This is a genomic window from Colwellia sp. Bg11-28 (assembly GCF_002836245.1).
Classification (GTDB): domain Bacteria; phylum Pseudomonadota; class Gammaproteobacteria; order Enterobacterales; family Alteromonadaceae; genus Colwellia; species Colwellia psychrerythraea_A.
On record NZ_PJBA01000006.1, the window covers coordinates 1,232,958 to 1,257,883 of the forward strand.

Annotated in this window: 18 protein-coding genes; 13 read left to right on the forward strand and 5 right to left on the reverse strand. The window is 38.6% G+C overall.

Features of this window, described 5'->3' with window-relative positions:
* Positions 1 to 148 precede the first annotated feature (148 nt).
* The 4 genes from recC to CXF79_RS12495 all read left to right on the forward strand — a co-directional run bounded on the left by recC (position 149) and on the right by CXF79_RS12495 (position 10,786).
* Entirely contained in the window at positions 149 to 3,751 is a 3,603-nt protein-coding gene (gene recC / locus CXF79_RS12475; RefSeq protein ID WP_101155261.1) for an exodeoxyribonuclease V subunit gamma, read from the forward strand.
* Complete coding sequence (gene recB / locus CXF79_RS12480) at positions 3,751 to 7,611, forward strand: exodeoxyribonuclease V subunit beta (RefSeq protein WP_101155263.1); 3,861 nt, start codon at positions 3,751 to 3,753, stop codon at positions 7,609 to 7,611. Before recC ends, recB begins: the two co-directional genes overlap by 1 nt.
* Before the next feature lies 1 nt (position 7,612).
* Entirely contained in the window at positions 7,613 to 9,886 is a 2,274-nt protein-coding gene (gene recD / locus CXF79_RS12485; protein WP_101155265.1) for an exodeoxyribonuclease V subunit alpha, read from the forward strand.
* A gap of 339 nt (positions 9,887 to 10,225) precedes the next feature.
* Positions 10,226 to 10,786, forward strand: a complete 561-nt coding sequence (locus CXF79_RS12495) for a DUF3087 family protein (RefSeq protein WP_101155267.1) — start codon at positions 10,226 to 10,228, stop codon at positions 10,784 to 10,786.
* A 182-nt stretch (positions 10,787 to 10,968) separates the two neighbouring features.
* Here CXF79_RS12495 and infA read toward each other — a convergent pair whose 3' ends face one another.
* The 5 genes from infA to ald form a co-directional block, all read right to left on the reverse strand.
* Positions 10,969 to 11,187, reverse strand: a complete 219-nt coding sequence (gene infA, locus CXF79_RS12500) for a translation initiation factor IF-1 (RefSeq protein ID WP_011043571.1) — start codon at positions 11,185 to 11,187, stop codon at positions 10,969 to 10,971.
* A 130-nt stretch (positions 11,188 to 11,317) separates the two neighbouring features.
* On the reverse strand, positions 11,318 to 12,079 hold the full coding sequence (locus CXF79_RS12505) for an arginyltransferase (protein ID WP_011043570.1): 762 nt from the start codon (positions 12,077 to 12,079) through the stop codon (positions 11,318 to 11,320).
* A gap of 69 nt (positions 12,080 to 12,148) precedes the next feature.
* The gene (gene aat / locus CXF79_RS12510) at positions 12,149 to 12,865 is read right to left on the reverse strand and encodes a leucyl/phenylalanyl-tRNA--protein transferase (protein ID WP_198560080.1); all 717 of its coding nucleotides are present in this window, start codon (positions 12,863 to 12,865) and stop codon (positions 12,149 to 12,151) included.
* An 89-nt stretch (positions 12,866 to 12,954) separates the two neighbouring features.
* Positions 12,955 to 13,902 (reverse strand): thioredoxin-disulfide reductase, encoded by a 948-nt coding sequence (gene trxB, locus CXF79_RS12515; RefSeq protein ID WP_011043568.1) that lies wholly within the window; start codon positions 13,900 to 13,902, stop codon positions 12,955 to 12,957.
* A gap of 460 nt (positions 13,903 to 14,362) precedes the next feature.
* The gene (gene ald / locus CXF79_RS12520) at positions 14,363 to 15,481 is read right to left on the reverse strand and encodes an alanine dehydrogenase (RefSeq protein ID WP_011043567.1); all 1,119 of its coding nucleotides are present in this window, start codon (positions 15,479 to 15,481) and stop codon (positions 14,363 to 14,365) included.
* Between the two features lie 176 nt (positions 15,482 to 15,657).
* Between ald and lrp the strand changes: the two genes are divergently transcribed.
* From lrp to CXF79_RS12560, 9 genes are all read left to right on the forward strand, one after another.
* Complete coding sequence (gene lrp / locus CXF79_RS12525; protein WP_011043566.1) at positions 15,658 to 16,134, forward strand: leucine-responsive transcriptional regulator Lrp; 477 nt, start codon at positions 15,658 to 15,660, stop codon at positions 16,132 to 16,134.
* Positions 16,135 to 16,395: 261 nt separating this feature from the next.
* Positions 16,396 to 19,035, forward strand: a complete 2,640-nt coding sequence (locus tag CXF79_RS12530) for a DNA translocase FtsK (RefSeq protein WP_101155271.1) — start codon at positions 16,396 to 16,398, stop codon at positions 19,033 to 19,035.
* A 139-nt stretch (positions 19,036 to 19,174) separates the two neighbouring features.
* A complete protein-coding gene (lolA, locus tag CXF79_RS12535) occupies positions 19,175 to 19,909 on the forward strand; it encodes an outer membrane lipoprotein chaperone LolA (protein ID WP_101155273.1) in 735 nt (244 codons plus the stop codon).
* A 121-nt stretch (positions 19,910 to 20,030) separates the two neighbouring features.
* The gene (locus CXF79_RS12540) at positions 20,031 to 21,428 is read left to right on the forward strand and encodes a replication-associated recombination protein A (RefSeq protein ID WP_198560081.1); all 1,398 of its coding nucleotides are present in this window, start codon (positions 20,031 to 20,033) and stop codon (positions 21,426 to 21,428) included.
* A complete protein-coding gene (gene crcB / locus CXF79_RS12545; protein WP_011043562.1) occupies positions 21,412 to 21,813 on the forward strand; it encodes a fluoride efflux transporter CrcB in 402 nt (133 codons plus the stop codon). The genes CXF79_RS12540 and crcB overlap by 17 nt, the downstream gene beginning before the upstream one ends.
* Positions 21,814 to 21,890: 77 nt before the next feature.
* Entirely contained in the window at positions 21,891 to 23,171 is a 1,281-nt protein-coding gene (gene serS, locus CXF79_RS12550; protein WP_011043561.1) for a serine--tRNA ligase, read from the forward strand.
* Positions 23,172 to 23,283: 112 nt separating this feature from the next.
* Positions 23,284 to 23,412: a hypothetical protein gene (locus tag CXF79_RS23820; protein ID WP_011043560.1), complete on the forward strand. Its 129-nt coding sequence runs from the start codon at positions 23,284 to 23,286 to the stop codon at positions 23,410 to 23,412.
* A gap of 410 nt (positions 23,413 to 23,822) precedes the next feature.
* Positions 23,823 to 24,224: a DUF4267 domain-containing protein gene (locus tag CXF79_RS12555; protein WP_232769163.1), complete on the forward strand. Its 402-nt coding sequence runs from the start codon at positions 23,823 to 23,825 to the stop codon at positions 24,222 to 24,224.
* Between the two features lie 109 nt (positions 24,225 to 24,333).
* Positions 24,334 to 24,858: a GNAT family N-acetyltransferase gene (locus CXF79_RS12560; RefSeq protein WP_101155278.1), complete on the forward strand. Its 525-nt coding sequence runs from the start codon at positions 24,334 to 24,336 to the stop codon at positions 24,856 to 24,858.
* The last annotated feature ends 68 nt before the right edge of the window (positions 24,859 to 24,926 follow it).

Here is a 24,926-nt window from a genome sequence, read left to right on the forward strand (position 1 = left end):
ACTTTCTTAGATATATTATTAATTTTACTCGTATTCTTTATAGCCTTATGGTTAAATTTATCCTAGTTTTATTACTCAATTTATAACGTATTTTAATTACCCTGTTTTAGGGAGTTTTCTCCTTTTACCAAACCATTAAGGCATTATCTTGATCCATCTTTATCCTGCCAACAAAATGGAAAACTTGTTGCTCTTGCTCAACAAAATTTCCCAGCTTTCCCCTCTAGGTGTATTTAATCAAGAAGTCATTGTGGTACAAAATGCAGGTATGCAGCATTGGCTTAATTTAGCCATTGCACAAGAACGCGGTATTAGCATGAATATGCGTTACGCGTTACCAGCTCAGTTTCTATGGAAGCTAATAAGGTCGTTGGCTAGTGATGAGAAGGTGCCTGAACAGTCACCTTATTCAAGGGAGGTGCTTTGTTGGCGTATACATGCATTGTTAGCGCTAGATTCTGTAGTAGAAGATGATGATTTTAGTCAAGCTACGCACTATTGGCGAGGTAAAAGTACGACAGACGAAGAGGATAATAATACAGTTAATGAGAGCAAACATGCACAGCTAAAACGGTATCAGTTAGCCACACAATTGGCCGATTTATATGAGCAGTATTTGATTTTCAGACCGCAGTGGTTAGACAATTGGGAAAAAGGAAATTTTGAACTAGACGGCTTAGAAAAAATATCAGCCAGTGAGCATAAATGGCAAGGCAAGCTGTGGCGATTATTAATTGCCCAATTACCTTATAATCCTGTTGAATTAATGCATGATGCTATTGCTAATATTCAGGACAAAAAAGAGCTTATTCCACCGCGTATTAGTTTTTTTGGTCTTAATACCATGGCACCAATGTGGTTAAATTTTATTAATGCCCTAAGTGAGCATGTTGAAGTACATTTTTTTCATCTTAACCCGTGTTTCTCTTATTGGGGAGATGTTCGTACCGAGAAACAAGAAGTTAAAGAAAAATACGCTTTAAATAAGTTATCACAATGGTCTGATGGTGTGGACGATGTGCAAAGTTTTGTCGGTAATCCGTTATTAGCCAACTTGGGCCAGCAGGGGCGCGAGTTTATCTCAATGTTACAAGATTACAGTACCATCGATGTTGAGTTATTTGAGCAAGCTAAAAGTGCCCAAGCAATAAGTAATAATAAAGAAGTAACGAGTATTTTACATCAGCTGCAAAACGATATTCTTGAACTGTCTGATGCAAGATCTCCCGATGATGAAGCCATCACTCCCAAAGCAGTACAACATGATGATTCAATTGTGATCACCAGTTGTCATAGCGCATTACGGGAAGTCCATGCACTACATGACTATTTATTGCATCAATTTAATCAAGACAAAAGCTTAACACCTAAAGATATCTTGGTTATGTGTCCACAAATAGAACAATATGCCCCCTATGTAAATGCCGTATTTACCCGTGGTTGGCAAGACATAGCAGGTGAAGTGCCGCCACTACCTTGTTCTATTGCTGATCGCAGTGCTAAAGATAGTGACCCGCTAGTAGCCGCTTTTACTGAATTACTGACATTGCCGGATAGCCGCTTTGGTGTCTCACAATTGTTATCTTTTTTACGTTTACCTGCCATGGCTAATAACTTTTCGATTAACGGCGAAGACTTAGCTAAAATTTCTGCTTGGCTTGAACAAGCCACGGTACACTGGGGATTAGACTTAACCCACAAACAATCATTGTTAGGGCAACAAGCAAACGCTTCATTTACTTGGCAACAAGGCTTGTCACGTTTACTTCGTGGTTTTGCTTATGCCGACAGCGAACAAATTTATCAACAACAACTGTTATTGAGTAATGTTGAAGGTAGTGACAGCATCTTACTCGGTCAGTTAATGTTATTTATCGAACAATTACATTACTTTAGTGAAAATCTGCAAAGATCTCGCACCGCGATACAATGGCAAACTTTTTTACTTGAACAATTAAGCCATTTATTTAGCCGAGTCGATGCCGACAACGTCAGTAATGAAAATAGCCTGATGGTGATTGAGCAAGCAATTGCAGGCCTGGTCGAACATTGTCACCACGCTCATTTTGAAGATGATATATCACTATTAATTGTGGTTGATTATTTAAGCCAACATTTTAGCCAAGGTGATGCCAGTAAGCAGTTTATGGTCGGGCAGGTAACCTTTTGCTCTATGTTACCTATGCGTAGTATTCCGTTTAAGGTAATCGCGGTTTTGGGGTTGAATGATGGAGAATTCCCTAGACAACGACAAGCCTTAGGTTTTGATCTTATGTCGTTGTCAAAAGCTAAATTAGGCGATAGATCACGACGTGGGGATGACCGATACTTATTTCTTGAAGCTATAATCTCGTCAAGAAACTCGTTATACCTGAGTTATCAAGGCCGAAACATCAAAAACAATAATGAAAAACAACCGTCATTAGTTGTAAAAGAACTAATGGAATATCTAGCACAAGGTTACGGTTGGCAGTTTTCAGAAGAGCAGCTCACTTCTGATAATAACAATGATGATACCAATGCCGAAAGCAATCAATCAGGTATCTATCAATTAGCCATGCAAGCCTTTAATCCTAATAACTATCGAGGAACTTGGCCAAGTTTTGATGCTAATTGGTTAGCGCTAGGACAAAGTTCCAATAGCGATAATGACGAGAGCATGGGAGAAGGTTCTACGCTTGCTATTGAAAGTCTGGCTGTAACACCAGAGCAAACGGTTGAGGTCAGTTTATCTTGCCAGCAGTTGATACGTTTTTATCAGCATCCTGCAAAAATGTTTGCCCAGCAGCAACTTAATTTATATTTTGAGAATCACGATGTCTTACTTGAAGATGTCGAACCCTTTAGCGTTAATCACTTACAAAGCTATTTATTACGACAAGATTTACTCAGTGCCGCATTAACTGGAACAATAGAGTCTCCATCAAATAAAGATGGGTCTGAACAGGTGATAACCCGCGCGCACTTATCAGGTAAGTTCCCTGATTTACCGACTACAACTAATCTATTTAAAGATTATCAGCAGGATGTTCAACAATTTAGCGAAGAAATTAGCAAAGTTAACTGTGAGAATCCTGAGCTTATCGATTGCAATCTAGTGCTAGATATTGACGGTACTGAAGTTGATGGACCTAGCGCCCAAAAAATTAGGGTTTCACTAAATACGAAATTAGCAGTGAAGAATAATTTGTTAGTGCACTATCGTAGCTCAAGTGCCAAAGCCAAAGATAAGTTTGTTATGTATTTCCAGCAACTTGTCGTACAGGTATGGCAAGATCAAGCTATTGCCAATGAAACTAATATTACTGATGACAATCAAAGGTTACAGCAAGTGACTGAAACTATTGGTTTATATTTTAACACCAAAGCCCAGAAAGTAGAGCAGTTCAATGTGGCAAACATTGCTGATGCAAAATCAAAATTGATTAATCTTGTTAAGATGTTTTTCAAAGGTCAACAACAGGTATTGTTATTAAATGGTGAATTGGCAGAGCAGGTATTTACTAAAAAACGAGGGCAACTCGTCGAGATGACACAAGCACGTTTTGAAGGTTTATGGATAGGTGATATGAGCACGCGTGGTTTGAGTGATGATGATTACCTTAGCTATTTTTGGCCAGAATGTCCGCAGTATCATAATCACCAAGCTGACATTGAGTTTATCTATCAAGACTTATATCAAGTAGTCGCCAAACAAGCCGCTAAGAAAGCGAGTAAAACGACTGCTAAGCCAAGCAAGGAGGCTAAATAATGACTCAATTTGATACTTCAGACTCTCAACAAACAGCGACTAAAGATAATCATCAAGAAGTAACACTACAAAATCTTGATGCAGCGACCATTGAGTTAACGGGTAAACATCTAATTGAAGCCAGTGCTGGTACAGGTAAAACCTATAATATTACGCGTATTTATCTACGCTTATTACTTGAACGTGAGTTAACGGTTGAACAAATATTGTTAATGACGTTTACCAGAGATGCGACTCAAGAATTACGAGGGCGAATTGATGCTTTTATTCGTTTAGCCCTCAGTGACTGGGATAGTTTGTGTTTAAAAGACGCTTACTTTGCCACACTTGCTCAACGTATTGAAAAAAAACAGCGAGAATTTTTACTCAAACGCGCACTACTGTTTTTAGATGAAGCAGCTATTTTTACTATTCATGGTTTTTGTCAGCGGGTATTAAATCAATATGCGTTTACCAGTGGTTTACCGTTCAATGCCAATATGGCAGCCAATTCGTCTGAAATAACTCTACAAGTTTGCCAAGATTGGTATCGCAGTTTAGCTAAGTCTGATCATGAGTGTTTTATGTTGCTAGCAAGTTTTTGGGCAACACCAGATCGCTTTTTATCCAGTTTTAGTAAAGCCATAGGTCACACCAGCACTTTATCCGTTGTGGATGTCGAAAGTATTGAGGCTGAATTTATTGCCTTAGTACGTCTGGCAGCGCAAACATTAACGGCCAACAGTGATTTATTTGAAAATGGCTTAATACTGGTTAAAAAGGGCGCAGACCAAGAAAAAAGACGCGATGAGTTGTCTCAATTAAAAATCTGGCTTGAGAGCATTATCAGCAAAGAGTTATCACTGCTTGATGTTGGCGAGGGTAAGGTAAAAATGCCAGATGGTTTTTTTGATGGCAAACGTTATGCAAGATCGACCTATAAAGCTGAGTTACTAGAAGCTTTTGCGCCGGTAAAAGAAGTTAAAGAACAAGTTAAGAAAATAGCGAACAATATCAACAAAGCTAGAGCGTACGGCATTGTTAAGTCTGGTATTTACATTATTAGACAGCAAGTCATTGAGCAGAAAAAAGCACTTAATTTATTAGACTTTGACGATCTTATTAATACTTTAGCTAATTGTCTTCAGTCGGATAGTTCAGTTGATGAACATTCTCAGTTACTCGCTAAACAGCTACTCGCACAATACCCTGTAGCCTTAATAGATGAGTTTCAAGATACTGACCCTAAGCAATTCGGCATATTACAATCGATCTATTACGGCGACAATGCTAAAAAAGCTAATGCCGGTTTATTCCTTATTGGCGATCCAAAGCAGGCTATTTATGGTTTTCGTGGTGGTGATATTTTTGCCTATCTCAATGCACGTAGCGGCTGTGACCACCACTGGCTGATGGATACTAATTGGCGTTCAACGCCACAAATGATTGAAGGTTATAACCAGTTTTTTACCTACAAACGTAATGGGTCTTCATCTGAAGAAACGGTGTCTAACGAAGTAAATAAGCAACAAAGTGAGAGTGTCTTTGGTTTTGGCATACCTTATTTACCAGTACTAGCAGGAAAGAAGTCGGCCCAAGCCCAACAAGTTATCTTAGACAGTGATAAAGCACTGCAATTTATTCATTTTACTAATGATGAAACATCCGATGATACTAACCCGCAAGGTGACAAAGTTAGTCAAGGTAGTCGTCCTATGTTGGCTAACTGGTGTGCGAATGAAATAGTGACTCTGTTGGCCTCGAAAGAGCAAACAGGTAAAGTAAATCCAAAAGACATCGCCATACTTGTCAGAGATGGTGCTGAAGCGCGTGATATTAAACATGCCCTGCAACAAGCGGGGCTTGATAGCGTTTTCTTATCAGATAGAGCTAATTTATTTCATTCTCAGCAAGCTAAGCAATTATTAGGTTTACTCAAAGGGGTATTATTACCTGAAAATGAACGATTGTTTGTTGCCGCACTGTCATGTGGATTGTTAGGTTTTGATGCTAAAAAGTTACACCAATTACAGCAAGACGAAATGGCTTATCAAACGTTGAAGTTTGCTTTTGTAGATTATAGAACGCAATGGCAACGCCAAGGTTTTATCACCATGGCGATAAACTTGATGCACAACTTGCTTGATGTTCCTCAAAACAATAAAGATCGTTGTTTAACCAATGTGCTGCATTTATTTGAGATATTACAAGCGGCTAGTGTTCGATTAAGTCAAGGACAAGAGCTTCTGCATTGGTTTGAACAGCAGTGTCACCTTGAAACCAATGATGTTGAAGCTGAGCTACGTTTAGAGAGTGATGGTGATCTTATTCGTTTGATTACTCAACATGGCTCTAAAGGACTTGAATATCCTTATGTCTTTATTCCATTTGCTTGTCGTCATAAAGATCCGTTAAAGTTTGGCAACAAGTCAGTGAGTTATCTTGAATACCACGATGCAAACGGTAAGCTGTGTTTAAGTCTTGATGGCTCAAAAGAAGCCAAGAAAGCTATGAGTAATGAAGCTTATGCCGAAAGTATCCGTTTGCTTTATGTGGCGATAACCAGAGCCGAACGAAGATGTTACGTACTGTGTTGCGCCTTTGATGCATATCATCTATCACCTTTAGGCAAAACACTGCAGTTTCAAGAACAAGAGAGCATCATTAAACCGTTGCAAGTACTTAAGGCAAGTGCTGAGCACGCTATTGGTATTCGTGAAGTATCACTTGATTGTTCTATTGACCTTTACCTTGAAAAAAATGATGAAGCCGCGCTACATCAACCGAAAAATAGCCCACAAGAGTTTGCCAATACCGAAGTCAGTAAATTCATTGGTAAGATAGAGCGAGATTGGTGGTTGAGTTCATTTACCGCCTTAAGCCGCAATATCCGCCATGCAGGTGTTTCTAATCCAGATAGAGATACTACTGACATAGCGAACAGGCAATTAGATACTGATTCCGAACATCCTGATATCGAACTACTTAGCGCTGAGCAAATTTGCTTTAAATTATCCAAAGGTGCTCATACGGGTAACTTATTACACGATATTTTAGAGCAAACTGATTTTTCTGAACCAGATTGGCAAGAGAGTCTGGAAAAACCTTTGTTAGCCTATGGTGAGTTAAACGCGAGTAACGCTAACAGTATAAGGACGTCATTTACCTCAGATGATTTAATTCAGTGGTTAGAACAAGTGATTAGCGCACCTTTCATTTCGAGTCACCACAGTGCACTCACTACCGATAGTGAAAATGCTGGCTGTCTAGCCGATATTGCTATCAATAGAACGCTACGTGAAAGTGAGTTTTACTTTCCTATGCAAGGCGAGGGTACTAACGCTTTAGCTAATTTGCTAACCGATCACCGAAATAGGGCTGAGCGTTCTGATACTGGCAATAGTATTAGTACTGGTCGGAATAGTGGGATAAGCAAAACATTAAACAACTCCTTAAAATATCCAGTAATGTTACCTAGCTATAAAAAGCTCTCAGGCATGATGCATGGTTTTATCGATTTGATCTTTGAATACCAAGGGAAATATTATCTGTGTGATTATAAATCTAGTCACTTAGGTGATAGCTTTCAAGATTATCAGTTTGATGCATTGCTCGATAATGTTGAGAAAAATTATTATGACTTACAATACCTAATTTACTCATTAGCATTACACCGTTATTTAAAACAAACTTTGGTAGATTATGATGTTAATCAGCATTTTGGTGGTGTGTATTATTTATATCTACGTGGTATGACAACTGAGCCTGAACATAAAGGTGCAGGGGTTTATTATCGAAAAATTACAGAGCAAGAAATCAATAATTTAGATGCGCTCTTCTCTAATAAAGAAAGTAATGAAAAATGCAATGAGGAAGCGTAGCATGGTTGATAATAGTATGAATAAGCCAGTATACAGCCGTTTTAACCAAGTAAAAGACACTATCCAAGGTGTTGAAGCGATTGATTATTTCTTTGCTAAAGAAATGCTCAGTGCGTTAACAGCTCTAACAAATAATCAATCACTCACAGAAGATACAGCGGGATCAGGATCTGATACAACGGCTAATATAAGTTGCCAACATAACTTATACCATTTGTTCTTAGCCTTAAGTGCCAGCCTACGCGCAGGGCACAGTTGTTTACCTTTGAGTGAGGTTGCAGATCAATATTGGGGCAAAGGTTTTACCTCCACCAAGAAAACAAATAATGTAAATAAAGATAATCAGCAAGATAGTGAAGGACTTACTGAGGAACACACTCAAGAGCTCAGTCACGCTGGTTTTGTTTTTGCGCCGTTAACGCAACTGCAAGTGATGTTAAGCGAGCTAAATATTTTAGCATCTGATCAACAATTATTGGTTCTTCAACATGATAAATTATATTTGCGCCGTTATTTTCAGTTTGAAAGTGATTTGGGCGAAGCCATTCATGCGCGGTTACTGCAGCAGTGCCAGTATGATAATGACAGCATTGGTCAGTGTATCGGCAAGTTATTCCCTAATGATTTAGCTCAAGTAGAAGCGCAAGACACAGAATCATTAGAAATTGATTGGCAAAAAGTCGCGGTAGCGAATGCGATTAATAAAAACTTTAGTGTTATTGCTGGCGGCCCAGGTACAGGTAAAACCTATACCGTTACTAAATTATTAGCCGCTTTGGTTATGTTAGAACAAATGGGGTTAGCAAAAACAGGACAACAGCAGGGCACAGCTGTTCTTAATATTGCATTGGTTGCGCCTACGGGGAAAGCAGCACAACGCTTGTCAGAGTCTATTGTGAATGCAATCTCTGGTTTTAAAAATTTGATTGATGACAAAGTGCTCGCTGAAATTCCCACGCAGGCACAAACACTTCATCGCTTATTAGGAGTATTGCCAAACTCACCAAACTTTAGGCACCACCAAGATAATCGCTTGCCCTATGATATTGTGCTTATTGACGAAGTGTCTATGGTCGATTTACCTTTAATGACCCGAGTTTTTCGTGCGTTAAAAGACACGGCTAAAGTCATCTTATTAGGTGATGCTGACCAACTACCCTCGGTAGCTGCCGGTAGCGTGTTAGCCGACATAGCGCCTCGTCCACATGGTGGATTTAGTCTTGAGAATGAACAATATTTAGCTCAAGTTTGTCAACTTTTGCCAGCTCAAGTTAGCGATTATTTTTCAGCGCATAGACTACCTAGTCAAAGCGCAGAACAAAGCAGCTTCGATTACTTAACCTTCTTAGTTAAATCAAGACGGTTTGACGGGAAAGGTGGCATTGGTCTGATTGCTAATAGCGTTATCAAAGGGGATGTTAAACGTAGTTGGCGACTGCTTAATGATTCTCTTAGTCAGAGCACTCAAGAAGGTTTCATTCAAGGAGACTATCTTCAAGGAGATAAAAGCCAAAAGCAGCAACCGAGCCAGTTAACACTTGCCCAAGGGGATCTTACTACTTGGTTAGCACCGCTAGTGAAGCAATATTATCAACCGATTGAGCATTGTTCTACTGTAAGTGATGCTTTTGTATTATTATCACAATTTAGAGTCTTATGTGCTACTAGACAAGGTGATTATGGGGTTGAGCGACTTAATGAAGTGATCAAAAGCTATTTAGGTAAAAACAACGCACCTTATCAGCAGCATCAGCAAACGCTTTATCATGGTCAGCCTATTATGATAAATGAGAATGACTACCGCTTAGGTTTATATAATGGTGATATAGGTATTATCTGGAAAGTGATCGACCAAGCAGGTAAAACACATCTTATGGCGTGTTTTGAAGATAGCACTCTTGAAAGTAAGAGTGCAGAAAGTAAAGTGGATGAGAGTACAGAAACTTCACAGCCACCAATCAGACAGATATTACCTTCACGTTTGCCTCAATTTGAAAGTGTTTATGCCATGACCATCCACAAAACCCAAGGTAGTGAGTTCTCTCATGTTGCTATGGTTATTTCAGCTACACAATCTGAGCAGCAGACCTTACAACAAGGTAAGCAACAAGGTGGTAGTAGGTTATTATCTAGAGAATTACTTTATACCGGTATTACTCGGGCGAAAAAGCAGTTAACCATTGCTGCTAATCAACGGGTCTGGCAACAAGGGGTTACGGCACAAGTTAAACGCCATTCAGGTTTATACCCGTTCCACTTGAATATGCATGATTAAGCTGGAATTAGAAACGCCTTTAGGCAAGGCATTGATTGAAGAGGATAGTTATTCTATTGTCGAAATCAATAACGCAGCATAAAGCGTTTCTAAACCAGCCCCTTGGGGGAAGGCTGAGCAAATCATACTCTGTGTTACATTTCTTTTTAAGGGGATGACCCTTAATAAAAAAATACGCCTTGATTATGAATCGCTCAGACTTCCTTAAACGGGCATCTTCAAGTGGAGCGGGTATATATTTATCCTCAAAGTGATAAAACTGATAAGATAGAGCTTTAGCTCAACTTCATTATTTTTTTACCTTCTTTTTTTAGAACAATATAGGATTTTAGTCAGCTCATGCAATTGATTGATATAGATAAAGTACGTTATAGAAAACATTTAAATATTGTTATTGTCGCTTTCATTAGCTCGTTATTAGTGTTGTCTCTGCTTTTTGGCACAGTGCTCATTAGTTTGTTTGCTAATGTAGGAGATGTTAATGATTTTCTACAAACGGCTAATGACGCCGTACAAGCTGAGCCCGACAATAATTTTAGATTTAACCTAGTAGGCGTTGTGCTGGCACTATTCGTTAATGGTGCAATTTTATATAAAGTTAAAAACAGCGCGTTCTTTACTGAAATTTATTATGTTTGGCAGGTAAAACAAATACAAAACTTAGTGTATCGTAAACTTAAAAAAATCAAACTTGCGGCTAAAAATGGTGAAGAGGCAGCAATGATCATCTTATCTTTTTATTATCAAAGCCAATTACAAATCTATAAGCTTGATGATAATACGATTACTTTATCAACGATTGAAAATCATCAACAGCAACTTAATGACCTCATCGCAGAAAGTGGCTTAACTATCAGTGCTGATCAGTTTGATAAAAGCCTAATAGCTACTTATAAGTAGCTGGAGATATATTCTTCAAACCTTGTATCGAAGTAGGTACAAGGTGCGAGGGACGCGTTTTGAATTGCTATAAGTCAAATTCCAGACAATAAAAAACCAGCATTCTAAAAAGAGTTGCTGGTTTTTTTAATTATTCCGACTTCAGCAATTAATTAAAAAGGAAGTCTAAGTCAGTTACTGGCTTATCTAGCGCGGAAAATAATGCGACCTTTTGATAAGTCGTATGGCGTCAATTCAACAGTTACTTTATCGCCTGTTAAAATACGAATGTAGTTTTTACGCATTTTACCAGAAATATGTGCAGTTACGACGTGACCATTCTCAAGTTCAACTCGGAACATAGTGTTAGGTAAAGTATCTAAAACTGTACCTTGCATTTCAATATTTTCTTCTTTCGCCATGGGGCGCTAAACCTCTAATGTTGTGCAAATTAGCCATTGAATATCTCTGTATTAGGGATATTGTTGGGCGGATAAAAAAGCTGCGCGAATGATGCCTAATTGCTTGGCTAATGTAAAGGCTTGTGGCTATTTATTTAGCAATTTTAGCTTTATTAACACTAGGTTTGGTATTTATAAGCCATTGACCGTCAATAAAGCGCTCAAAGGGGAAATATCGGTCTTTATAATTCATCTTTTGACATTCATCAATCTGATAACCAAGATACAAATAAGGTAAAGACATTTGTTGGGATAAGCTAAGTTGGGTAAGAATTGAGAATACCCCTAATCCATTCGCTTTATAGTCAGGATGATAAAAAGTATAAACGGCAGATAAACCGTTGCTCAAAACATCAGTTACAGCAACGCAGACGAGTTTATCTTCCTTAGGGCCATTTTCCTCATTTGCAGGCGCCCAAGTCTCTATGAAGAGTTGTTGGGTCAAATTACAGCTTAAAAAGCTTTCAAACTGCTGAAAAGAGGCGGGGTACATACTGCCATCTTGATGTAAGGTATTAATATAGTTTTCAAACAGAGGGTAATAGCTATCTTTTAACTGTGAAGATTGTTTAATAATAAAATGACTATTACGTTTCTTCGATCTTTTTTGGCTTTTAGAGGGGAGAAAGTCACTAGTTAATACGCGAATAGACTGACAAGCATTGCAATTAGGGCAGCTTGGTCGGTAACTTTGATCACCACTACGACGAAAACCTTGTGTCATTAACCAGCCATAACTTTCACTGTTATGAAGGCGCTCATCAACAGCAATCAGTAATCGCTCTTGTTGATCGGGTAAATAATTACAGGGAAATGTTTTAGTTATGCCTAATTTATAGGAAGTATCACTCATTGATAATTTGCCAATTGCCTACAACGCCTAATGTTAATTATAACTAATATTACCGAATTAGACCTAAATCTAAATAACCGTTAATGTTCGTGGTTGCCAAAAATCATCTGGCATTGTTTTAGTTAAGGCATGTTGTTGTTTGTGAATAAAAATGTCACGACTAGTTTCTTTCGCGCCCATATCTTCGAGAAAAGGATTAAGTAATTGACAATCAATAAAGTTAATATCAACTGACTTAAGTAATTGTCCTAAAGCAATAAGTGCAAATTTTGACGCATTGCTTTGTTTATAAAACATTGACTCACCAGAAAAGAAACCATTAACGGCGACCCCATATAAACCACCAACGAGTGCTTTATTATCATGCTCATCGGTATACCATACTTCTATAGAATGGGCATAACCTTGTTGATGTAATGTCAGGTAAGCAGCTTCCATTTCAGGCAAAATCCAGGTGCCATCTGTTCGAAACGGCGCATTGGCGCATAATTTAGTTACTTGGCTAAAATCTTGATTTAACGTGATTTGATAAGGTGATTTGTTGATGGCTTTACGTAAAGTACGATTTATACGTAGTTGATCAATGTCTATGATCGCTCTGGGGTTGGGTGACCACCACATTAAGGGGTCGTTATCGCTGTACCATGGAAAAATACCCTGACTGTACGCCGCTATTAATCGCTCTGGTGATAAATCACCACCAAGCGCTAATAAGCCATTGGGTTCAGTTAGGGCACATTCTATCAAGGGAAAGGTCAAACTATTATCATCAAGTTGATATAAAATTTGACCCATTAACATTCCTATCGATAGTATTTAAAGTGAAGCTAATCTCAATGAATACTTATATTCACTGCAAGCTTTACTGCAAAAAATTATAAGGCGTCTAAGTAACGCTCTGAATCTAATGCAGCCATACAACCAGCACCAGCAGAAGTAATTGCTTGACGATAAATATGGTCAGCAACATCACCCGCGGCAAAAACACCTTCAACACTGGTTTGTGTTGCGTTACCTTGCGTGCCACTTTGAATGGTTAAGTAACCGTCTTTCATATCAAGTTGGTCTTTAAATATATCAGTATTTGGCTTATGACCAATGGCAATAAATACACCTGATACTTCAAGCTCTTCAGTGGCATCTGAACCCATTTCTTTTAAACGTAGGCCAGTAACACCCATGTTATCGCCCAAAACTTCGTCTAACGTACGATCAGTGTGTAAAACGATATTACCGTTAGCAACTTTCTCATATAGGCGATCAGTTAAAATCTTTTCACTACGGAAAGTATCACGACGGTGAATTAAATGAACTTCACTCGCAATGTTTGATAAATAAAGTGCTTCTTCAACAGCAGTATTACCACCACCAACAACGGCAACTTTTTGGTTTTTGTAAAAGAAACCATCACAAGTAGCACAAGCTGAAACACCGCGTCCCATAAAGGCTTCTTCTGAAGGTAAACCAAGGTATTGTGCTGAAGCACCCGTACAAATAATTAGTGCATCACAGGTGTATTCACTGCTGCCAGTTAATTTATAAGGCTTAGAAGAAAAATCTACTGATTCGATATGATCGAAAATAATTTCAGTATCAAATTTTTCAGCGTGTTTCTGCATACGCTCCATTAATGCTGGACCAGTAAGGTCATCTGCATCGCCTGGCCAGTTTTCGACATCAGTTGTAGTGGTTAATTGACCACCTTGTTGCATACCTGTGATCATTACTGGTTTTAAGTTGGCGCGGGCAGCATAAACTGCAGCAGTATAACCAGCAGGGCCTGAGCCTAAAATTAGTAGGGGACAGTGTCTTACGTCGCTCATGATTTCTCCAAGAAATAGATTACTTTGAAATTGTTACTTATCGTTATTAGTTGGGATGATAAGGAATTAAAACAAGGGGGTAAATAATTACTTCGTTATAAGATACATAAAAAAAAACGCACTTTTGCTAAAGTGTAAGCAAAAGTGCGCTATTTATACCCGTGACCATTCAAAGTGCAGGATTTCAGTGGGAATTAAAATGACTTTAGGCAAGGAAAATAATTTAAGCATAGTCATTCTATGCTTTGATTATTTAACGCAGTATAAAGTTATTTTAAACCCATCGAAGAAGCGTTTGAGCAACATCACTTCATCGTTGCTGTGATTTATAAGGGACAAACCATTATTTCATCACAGCGCCTTGAATTGAAATAGCTCAAGTACTCTGAAACCAGCATCTTGACTAGTTACGGGTATACTATAAAAATTACTTTTACAGTACTCAATATTTATTAAACCCTTACGCGTTTAAAGCAACACTTGGCTCAACATATTCGTAACCTAGTACATCTGCAACTGGCTTGTAAGTGATTTTACCCGCAGCAACGTTTAAGCCGGCTAGTAAATGCTCATCATCTAACAATGCTTGCTTAGCACCTTTGTTTGCAATAGTAACAGCAAATGGCATTGTTGCATTTGTTAACGCCATAGTTGAAGTACGTGCAACACCACCTGGCATGTTTGCAACACAGTAATGTACAACACCGTCAACTACATAAGTTGGTTCTTGATGCGTAGTAGCTTTTGACGTTTCAAAACAACCACCTTGGTCGATAGCAACATCAACAACAACAGCGCCTTGCTTCATCATTTTGATGTGAGCTCTTGTTACTAATTTAGGTGCAGCAGCACCTGGAATTAATACAGCACCGATAACTAAATCAGCTTCAACAATTAACTGGTCCATTGCATCAGCAGTAGAATAAACAGTTTTTAAACGACCATCGAATTCAGTATCTAATTGACGTAAACGCGGTAAAGAACGGTCTAAAATAGTAACGTCTGCGCCCATACCTACTGCCATACGTGCAGCTTGAGTACCAACAACACCGCCACCAATAACTAATACTTTAGCTGGAGCAACACCTGGAACGCCGCCTAATAAAGCACCTAAACCGCCTTGTGCTTTTTCTAGTGCATGAGCACCAGCTTGAATAGACATACGACCTGCAACTTCAGACATAGGTGCTAATAAAGGTAAACCACCTGAAGCAGCTGTAACTGTTTCATAAGCAATACAGATTGCGCCAGAAGCAACTAATAATTCAGTTTGCTTAGGATCTGGTGCTAAATGTAAGTAAGTAAATAAGATTTGACCTGGACGAAGCATGTTACATTCAACAGGCTGTGGCTCTTTTACTTTAATGATCATATCTGCTGTTGCGAATATTTCCGCAGCGCTATCAATTATTTTTGCACCGGCAGCGATATATTGTTCATTATCAAAGCCAATAGATGCACCACCATTATGTTCAACAATCACTTCGTGACCATTTACTGATAATTCTTTAACACCTGCAGGTGTAAGGCCGATACGGTACTCGTGGTTTTTAATTTCTTTAGGTACACCGATAATCATAATTTTCTCTCTTATATTTACTTATTGTATTTAGTGCAGCTTCATAGTGGAACTTTTTGAAGTGCTTTTGTTTTAGATACGACTAGTATATGAGTAAACTAATAGAATAACCTGTCGTTATTCTTCAGGATGCGATATATAATACTAAAAAATAGACTTTAGTCAGAGTTATATATATGAGCCTTGTTAAAACCATTGATCGCATTGATAAAAACATTCTTGTTGAACTACAAAAAAATGGTCGTTTATCTAATGTTGAGTTATCTAAACGGGTAGGGTTAAGTCCAACCCCTTGTTTAGAAAGAGTTAAGCGTTTAGAAAAAGAGAAGTACATTAGTGGTTATAAAGCTATTTTGAACCCTCATAAACTTGATGCTGCTTTATTAGTGTTTGTTGAGATCACGCTTACTAAAACCAGTCCAGATGTTTTTAATGACTTTGCTGCTGCCGTAGATGGACTTGATGTGATTCAAGAATGTCATCTGGTTTCGGGCGATTTTGATTTTTTACTTAAAACCCGAGTTAAAGATATGCTTGCCTATCGAGAATTACTCGGTGATACCTTATTAAGATTGCCAGCGGTAAGTGAGAGTAGAACGTATGTTGTTATGGATGAAATTAAATCAACCAATCTACTTGCCATCAAACGGTAGCACCAAATAATCCAAGCTTTAGTCACCACAGCAGTGCTTTTCGCTAAATGGAGTAAGTGATTTTTGTATAGAACTCAGCGTTCTCTGTGGTACTTATTATTACTATCTTGGGTTTAAAGGACTCTCGCCGTGGTAAATTTCCCTAGTTGATTGAAATAACATGCGGTAATACTAATTTGTTGCTGCCAACTAAGCGCTAATTTGATACTTTAGCTCTGCTATACGTAATTTTTACGTATTATTTTCCTATGGTACTTATAATTGTCTTCAGATCTTATAAAAAATTCCGATGTTTCGCTTGAAGCATTGACCAATAAACAGCTTACAGGCGTGCAACGTCTACTGGAAGCTGGGTTATTGTTTTTCACTGTTTTTGCCATGTTCATGATGTTGGCGTTATTTAGTTTTGATCCCGCTGATCCAGGTTGGGCTCAAACAGGTTATCAAACACAAGTGCGTAACTTAGGTGGCGCTGTTGGTGCTTACCTTTCTGATTTATTGTTAAACCTTTTTGGTCTTATTGCTTATAGCTTACCTTTTGTTATTGCCATTGTAGGTTGGCTGTTGTTTCAACGTTTTCATGAATTGATGAAACTTGATTATCTGACCTTAGGGCTAAAGCTCATTGGTTTTTTCATGTTCTATCTTGGTGTAACGTCTTTAGCCAGCATGAACTTTGATGATATTTTTTACTTCTCTGCGGGTGGTATTTTAGGCGATGTGCTGAGTAAAACTTTATTGCCATACTTCTCATTTGTTGGCTCTACCTTATTATTCTTACTTTTTACCTGCGCGGGTTTTGTACTATTAACCGGATTTTCATGGCTTAAATTTATAGATAGTGTTGGTCGATATACCATTGAGAGTGCACTTTGGTTAGCGAATTCACCTAAATTGATTAAAATGCACTTTGGTACCAGTGACAACAGCGATGATGATGAACTGGGTATTGCTAAAAGTCGCTTAGGTAAGAATCGTTCAGGCAAAAACAAAGCGAATGTTAAAGATGAACCTTTAACATCTGATGAGTCTCATTCAAAAAAATCACCAGCTGCAAAAGAAGCGACCGATTCTTTACCTTCTGGCATGCATGCTCAAACAGCGATAATTGAATTACCTGAACCTTTCAATGCTGAAAACGAGCAGATAGCGCCGCGCAATATGACTGAAAAAAGCGAACCTTTTATTGATATTGCCGAGCTAATGACTGAATTGTCTGCTGGCAATGTTCAACAGCATGTAAGTGAAAAAGAAATTACCGCTGCTTTTGCTGAAGTTGATAAACCTGACGTTGCTGATGATTTCCAATCTCCAATTCCGGCGCAGTTAGCACCCATTGAACAAAGTATTTCTAATAAAAATGGCCAGGTTAATCTTGTGCCTGTTGAAGAAAAACCTTCTCAAGAAATGCCGTCTATCGATTTACTCGATCGTCCAGATAAAGCAAAAAACCCGATTAACCAAGATGAATTAGACATGGTTAGCCGTTTAGTTGAAGCAAAATTACTCGACTTTGGTGTACAAGCACAAGTAGTTGCTGTTTACCCTGGGCCTGTTATTACACGCTTTGAATTAGATTTAGCACCCGGTATTAAGGTAAATAAAATAACCAGTTTGTCGAAAGATTTAGCCCGAGCTTTATCTGCTATCAGTGTGCGCGTGGTTGAAGTTATCCCAGGTAAATCAGTGATTGGTTTAGAACTACCCAATAAACACCGTGAAATTGTCTACTTAAGTGAAGTTATTGGCTGTGCGGCTTTTGAAGAGTCTCCATCACCACTTGCTATGGTTTTAGGTACAGATATTGCCGGTGATCCTGTAGTGGTCGATTTGGGTAAAATGCCACATTTACTGGTTGCTGGTACTACCGGCTCTGGTAAATCGGTTGGTGTAAACACCATGATTGTCAGTTTGTTATATAAATCAACGCCTGAAGATGTGCGTATGATTATGATTGACCCGAAAATGCTTGAGCTTTCGGTTTATGAAGGTATTCCTCATTTATTGGCTGAAGTAGTCACGGATATGAAAGATGCTGCTAATGCCCTGCGCTGGTGTGTTGGTGAAATGGAGCGTCGCTACAAAGTAATGTCAGCGGTAGGTGTACGTAACTTAAAAGGTTACAACAAGAAAGTACTTGAAGCTATTGCTGCCGGTGAGCCATTAATTGACCCAACTTGGCAACCTAATGATGGTATGGACCAAACGCCACCGATGTTAGAGAAATTACCAAGCATTGTTGTAATCGTTGATGAATTTGCTGACATGATGATGATTGTTGGTAAAAAGGTTGAAGAGCTTATTGCCCGTATCGCGCAAAAGGCTCGTGCTGCAGGAATTCACTTAATTCTTGCGACACAGCGTCCTTCTGTAGATGTTATTACCGGCTTGATTAAAGCGAACATACCTACGCGTATGGCCTTTCAGGTATCATCAGGTTTGAACTCTCGTACCATTTTAGATCAACAAGGGGCAGAGCAGTTACTCGGTATGGGTGATATGCTTTATTTACCGCCAGGTACTGGTGTACCAACGCGTGTTCATGGTGCGTTTGTTGATGATCATGAGGTTCATGCGGTCGTAAAAGATTGGAAATCTCGTGGCGAGCCTAACTACGTAGAAGAAATTTTATCAGGTGAACACGACCAAGATATTTTACTACCTGGCGAACAAGCTGAAGGTAGCGAAGCTGAAGAAGTTGATGCACTTTATGATGAAGCGGTTAATTTTGTTACTGAAAAACGCCGTGTTTCAATTTCGAGTGTGCAAAGACAATTTAGAATAGGTTATAACCGCTCAGCGCGAATAGTTGAACAAATGGAACTGCAAGGTGTCGTATCTACACCGGGCAATAATGGCGCACGTGAAGTACTTGCGCCGCCACCTGTGCGTGATTTTTAAGTTAGACTTTGAGCCTATTCACAGCGTTTAATTTATCCTTAGAATTAGTTCAAGGTAATGTTATCGCTTATTATTTTCCTTGTGTCAGTTAAACGCTGACACAATTTATTTTTTAAAAGTAAATATTAGAAGTAAAACTATGCAAACCAATTTTATAAATCAGTCATTTTTTCGTAAATTCGCTTTGACCAGTATATTACTGCCCGTACTGAGTCTATCTCACTCAATGGCTTATGCAGCCGAAACACCGGTGAACACTGTTAATGCAACAGCTGCTTTATTGTCACCATCAAACGAAGCAAAAGAACACTTAATGACTAAGCTAGGTAAATTAGCTTTTTTTAGTGCAGATTTTAGCCAAAAAACTCTAGATAGCCAAGGTGAATTATTACAACAAGGTTCGGGAACACTTGCGATTAGCAAGCCCAATCTGGTCAATTGGAAAACCATAACACCGGATGAAACCTTAATTATCAGCGATGGCAATACCTTGTGGTTTTATGACCCGTTCATTGAACAAGCCAGTGCTTATAGTTTAGCTAAATCAATTCACAATACGCCTATTTTGTTGCTAACCAGTGATGAACCTCAACTATGGCAGCAGTATAATGTTATCGAACAGAACGACGTTGCTGCAAGTGGCTTACGTTTTGTCGTGATGCCAAAAGATGAAAGCAGTCAGATTAAAAAGCTCACGCTTACTTTCAGTGAAACTGATAACAATGCTGTGCAGTTAAGTGAATTTTCTTTTCAAGATGCTACAGGGCAAATCAGTCAAATCAGTTTAAGTAAATTTAACAGTAAGACTGAGCCTGCTGCCACGTTATTTAGCTTTAGCTTGCCTGAAGGTGTAAGACTTGAAGACAAACGATAATCCAACGGGTAAGTCAACTTCAGGGTTAGGTCATAATCAAGGGAATAGTGAAGGACAACAAGACTCACTGTTTGACCTTACTCCTGACAATGACGAGGTAACCTCTACCGATAATACTTCAATGCAAGGTAACGCTGCCGCCAGTAGCTTTATGCCGCTTGCTGCAAAAATGCGCCCGAAAACGTTAGCCGATTATGTTGGGCAACAGCATATTTTAGGTGGAGACTCTCCTTTAGCTCAATCCATTGAACAAGGTCATTGTCATTCGCTTATCTTTTGGGGGCCGCCAGGTAGTGGTAAAACCACACTCGCTGAAATTATTGCACAACATGCTAATGCCGAAATAGAGCGTGTATCTGCTGTAACTTCAGGTATTAAAGAAATTCGAAGTGCTATTGAGAAAGCAAAATTACGCGCACAAGGCGAGGGCGCTAATAAACGTAGAACCGTGCTATTTGTTGATGAAGTACATCGCTTTAATAAATCACAGCAAGATGCGTTTTTACCGCATATTGAAGATGGCACCATTATTTTTATTGGTGCAACTACCGAAAATCCGGCATTTGAGTTAAACCAAGCGTTATTGTCACGTGCACGTTTATATACCCTGAAAAAATTAACCCGTGATGATTTAGCCCAAGTATTACAACGCGCAATCTCATTATGTGAAGCTGAACAACAGCTGAGTATCAAGTTAAGTGTTGATGCCAAACAAAGTCTACTTAATCGCAGTGACGGTGATGCGAGACGGTTGCTGAATTTATTAGAAAACTGTCTCGATAGTTCCGTTACAACACATGAAAACAAGCAAGATGATCAGCACGGTGAACAGGGTGTAAGCGGTGATATTAAAACGATCACCGTTGAACTAATCGCCCAAGTTGCCGGTAGCAAAATTGCCCTTTACGATAAAGGCGGCGATGCTTTTTATGACCTAATCAGTGCTTTTCATAAATCGGTGCGTGGCTCTAGCCCTGATGCCGCGCTTTATTGGTATGCAAGAATTTTAACCGCAGGTGGCGATGCACTTTATGTCGCAAGACGTTTACTCGCCATTGCCAGCGAAGATATAGGTAATGCAGATCCGCGCGCTATGCAACTTGCCATTAACGCTTGGGATACTTTTCATAGAGTTGGTCCAAGCGAAGGTGAACGTGCTATTGCGCAAGCGACGGTATACATGGCACTAGCACCTAAAAGCAATGCGGTTTATCAAGCGTTTAATAAAGCAAAAATATTAGCTCAACAAACGTGTGATTTAGATGTTCCACTTCATTTAAAAAATGCCACCAGCAGTATTACCAAAGACCTTGGTCATGGTAGTGAATATCGCTATGCCCATGATGAAGTTAATGCGTTTGCCGCAGGTGAGAACTATTTTCCAGAAGCGTTAGCTAAAGGTGATAGTTCGCATACTCGTTTGTATCAGCCAACTGAACGTGGCTTAGAGAAAAAATTAAAAGAAAAGCTCGATTACTTAAACCAGCTTGACAGGAATAGCCATGACCAACGCTATTAGTAACTTTACAATATACGCCTTTGTAGCCCTTGGTGGCGCTTGTGGGGCAAGTTTACGCTTCTATATTTCGCAATTAGTGCTAAATTGGCTCGGAAAAGGTTTCCCTTTTGCCACATTGATGGTTAATATCATCGGCTCATTTACTATGGGTTTGTTATATCAACTAATAGAGCATGAAATCCTCAATGTTAGTGTGCATAGAACCTTAATAGGAATAGGATTTTTAGGTGCATTTACCACCTTTTCTACATTTTCATTAGACTCCTTGTTACTATTACAACAAGGAGACGTGTTAAAGGCGGCGATAAATATTTTACTGAATGTTTCACTGTGTATTGCTGCTGCAGCATTGGGAATGTTTATGGTAACCACTTTAACAAAATAACCGCTGATTATTTAATCGCGGCGTAGAATATACGTAAAATAATTTTAATAACTTCATTAACAAGAATGTGAACAATTATGCTTGATGCAAAACTACTTAGAACTGATTTAGATAATATCGCTCAACAACTTACCAAACGTAACTTTGTATTAGATACAGAGGCGTTAAGTGCATTAGAAGAGCTACGTAAAGCTATCCAAGTGAAAACTCAAGAGCTGCAAAATGAACGAAATACTCGTTCAAAGTCTATTGGCCAAGCTAAAGCACGTGGCGAAGACATTGCACCATTACTTGCTCATGTAAGCCAGCTAGGTAATGACCTTGATGCGGCTAAAACAGAGCAAGACGAAGTTTTAGCTAAAATTGATGCGATTGCGAGTGCTATCCCTAATCTTCTTGATGATTCTGTTCCAGAAGGTAAAGATGAAGATGACAACGTTGAAGTAAAACGTTGGGGCACGCCACGTGAATTCGATTTTGAAGTAAAAGACCACGTAGACTTAGGTTTTTCAGTAGATAAAGGCCTAGACTTTGAAAGTGGCGCTAAACTAGCTGGCACTCGTTTTGTCGTTATGCGTGGCAAAATAGCGCGATTACATCGTGCTATTGCTCAGTTCATGCTTGATACCCATACCGAAGAACATGGTTACCAAGAAATGTACGTACCATACTTAGTTAATGCAGCGTCATTATACGGTACAGGCCAATTACCAAAATTTGGTGAAGACTTATTTCACACAGACTTATCAAATAAAAAATTCTCATTGATCCCAACATCAGAAGTACCGTTAACTAACTTAGTACGTGATGAAATTGTCGATGAAGATGACTTGCCAATCAAAATGACAGCACATACACCGTGTTTCAGAAGTGAAGCTGGCTCTGGTGGTCGTGATATTCGTGGGCTTATTCGCCAACATCAATTCGATAAAGTTGAAATGGTACAAATTGTTAAGCCTGAAACCTCAATGACAGCGCTTGATGAATTAACGCGTCACGCTGAAATCATTCTTGAGAAACTTGAATTACCTTACCGTACTGTACAATTATGTAGTGGTGATGTTGGTTTTAGTGCCGCCAAAACCTTTGATTTAGAAGTATGGTTGCCTGCACAAGATACTTATCGTGAAATTTCATCGTGTTCAAATATGGGTGCTTTCCAAGCTCGTCGTATGCAAGCACGCTTTAGAAATAATGAAACGAACAAACCAGAATTGTTGCACACACTTAATGGCTCTGGTTTAGCAGTAGGGCGTACCTTGGTTGCTATTTTAGAAAACTACCAGCAAGCAGATGGAAGCATTAATGTTCCAACGGTATTGCAACCTTACATGGGTGGTTTAACTAACATAGGTTAATCACCTTGTAGTTAAGATGTATTAGTATTTTGATAAACGCGACTTAGTCAACTAAGCCGCGTTTTTTGATCTAGACAAAGGGCGTGAACTCGGACGATTATGCGCCAAGTTCATGGATAAGAAAGATAGTGTGTTAGAGCAAGCTCGATTTGCTGCCGATAATAGTGATTGGCAAGGTTACACGCTCGCTGGTAAAGCTGTTGTAACTCGTCATTACCAATGGAAAATAGAAAAAGCATAATAGTCTCAGGCTAAAGCTCAAAGTCACCCAAATTAGGCTTTAGTCTCATTTAGGTGTAAACCTGCAAACATGAACAACTCAAGAAAACCTCAACAGAGCCTTTAGCTAGAAAACAGGATTTAGCGCAAATCAAAAACACTCAAATAGTAATTTTTAGGCTTTAGTTAGTCGACTGCCAGAATGGCAAAGATGCTTTTACTTGGAGTTCTGTATGATTTTTTCGAGGTGTGTTACTGATACGTTTTAGTAACACGCTTTAATATACATGTGATTTAACATTACTAGTTTCTAATACTTTGAAAGTATGGGATATTAATGTAAATTAAATGTTGTTTATGGTGCGTGTGTTACTAATACGTATACATAATAAGCTGTTAGGCTTTTCTATAATTCAGGTGAATATGGATATTATGACGAATAAAAGTACTAAATTAGAAAAAGTAGGGTTTGTGTTAGTAGCACTCATAGTTTTGTTACAGGGTTTCTATGGTACTTTTGCTTTCATTGACCCAACCATATTTTCTGCCATCAGAGGCACTGAACTTTTTTCGAGTATGGACGCTGATTGGGTGAAAATATATGGATCGCGTACAATCTTCATTACCTTAATTTTTGGTTATCTTTTATATACTCGAAATTATATTGTTTTAATGTGGGGCGCATTATTTGCAGTTGTTATGCCAATTACCGATGGTTTACTTGCATATGAAGCTCAAGCACCACTTAAGGTTGTTGCTAAGCATGTTGTGACAATTGTGTACTTATTAATTATATTCTTTGTATTAAAAAAGGTTATTGCCCAAAAAGCCTAACAAGGCAATAAAACAGGACAAAAAATAGTTGGTTTTTGTTCCTTTGTTGCTTATTTTACCAACTATTTTTTGCCTCTTATTGAGGCGTTATTAAGCCTAAGGAAGTATCGTGCAACTGGCCGATGGAAGAATTAAGTTATTACCATTTGATAAATCAGATTTTGAGCTGTTTTTAGAAATATCTACTTGCCCAAATATTATGAGGCACGTTTCTAAGCCTTTTACTTATGAAGAAGCAAAATCAGCTTTCGAAGTTAGATCTCGACCTTGGAGTATTGAAAGTGAAGAATGGCTTTCGCTATCCATAACTGAAATAGAAAGTGGTGAAAAACTTGGTAGTATTGCGCTTAAAATAGTGAACCATGAGGCAAAGATTGCTGAAGTCGGCTTCATCATAAGGAAAAGTGCCCAAGGAAGAGGCATTGCTAATAGTGCATTAAAGCTCCTCAAAGAGTATTCGTTCAGCGAATTAACACTTAATAAGTTAGTCGCATTTTGTTCCGTTCATAATGCTGGTTCATATAAGTTACTCGAAAAGCAGGACTTTGTCCGTGAAGGTTGCTTTAAAGAAAATACCTTTATCAATAATCAATATATAGATGATTATGCATATGGTTTGTGCAAGTCAGCTTGATAACAAGCTAATTAATAAGGATAAAAAACAGTTGGCTGTTTTCGTCCCTCAACACTTTAGCCAACAAT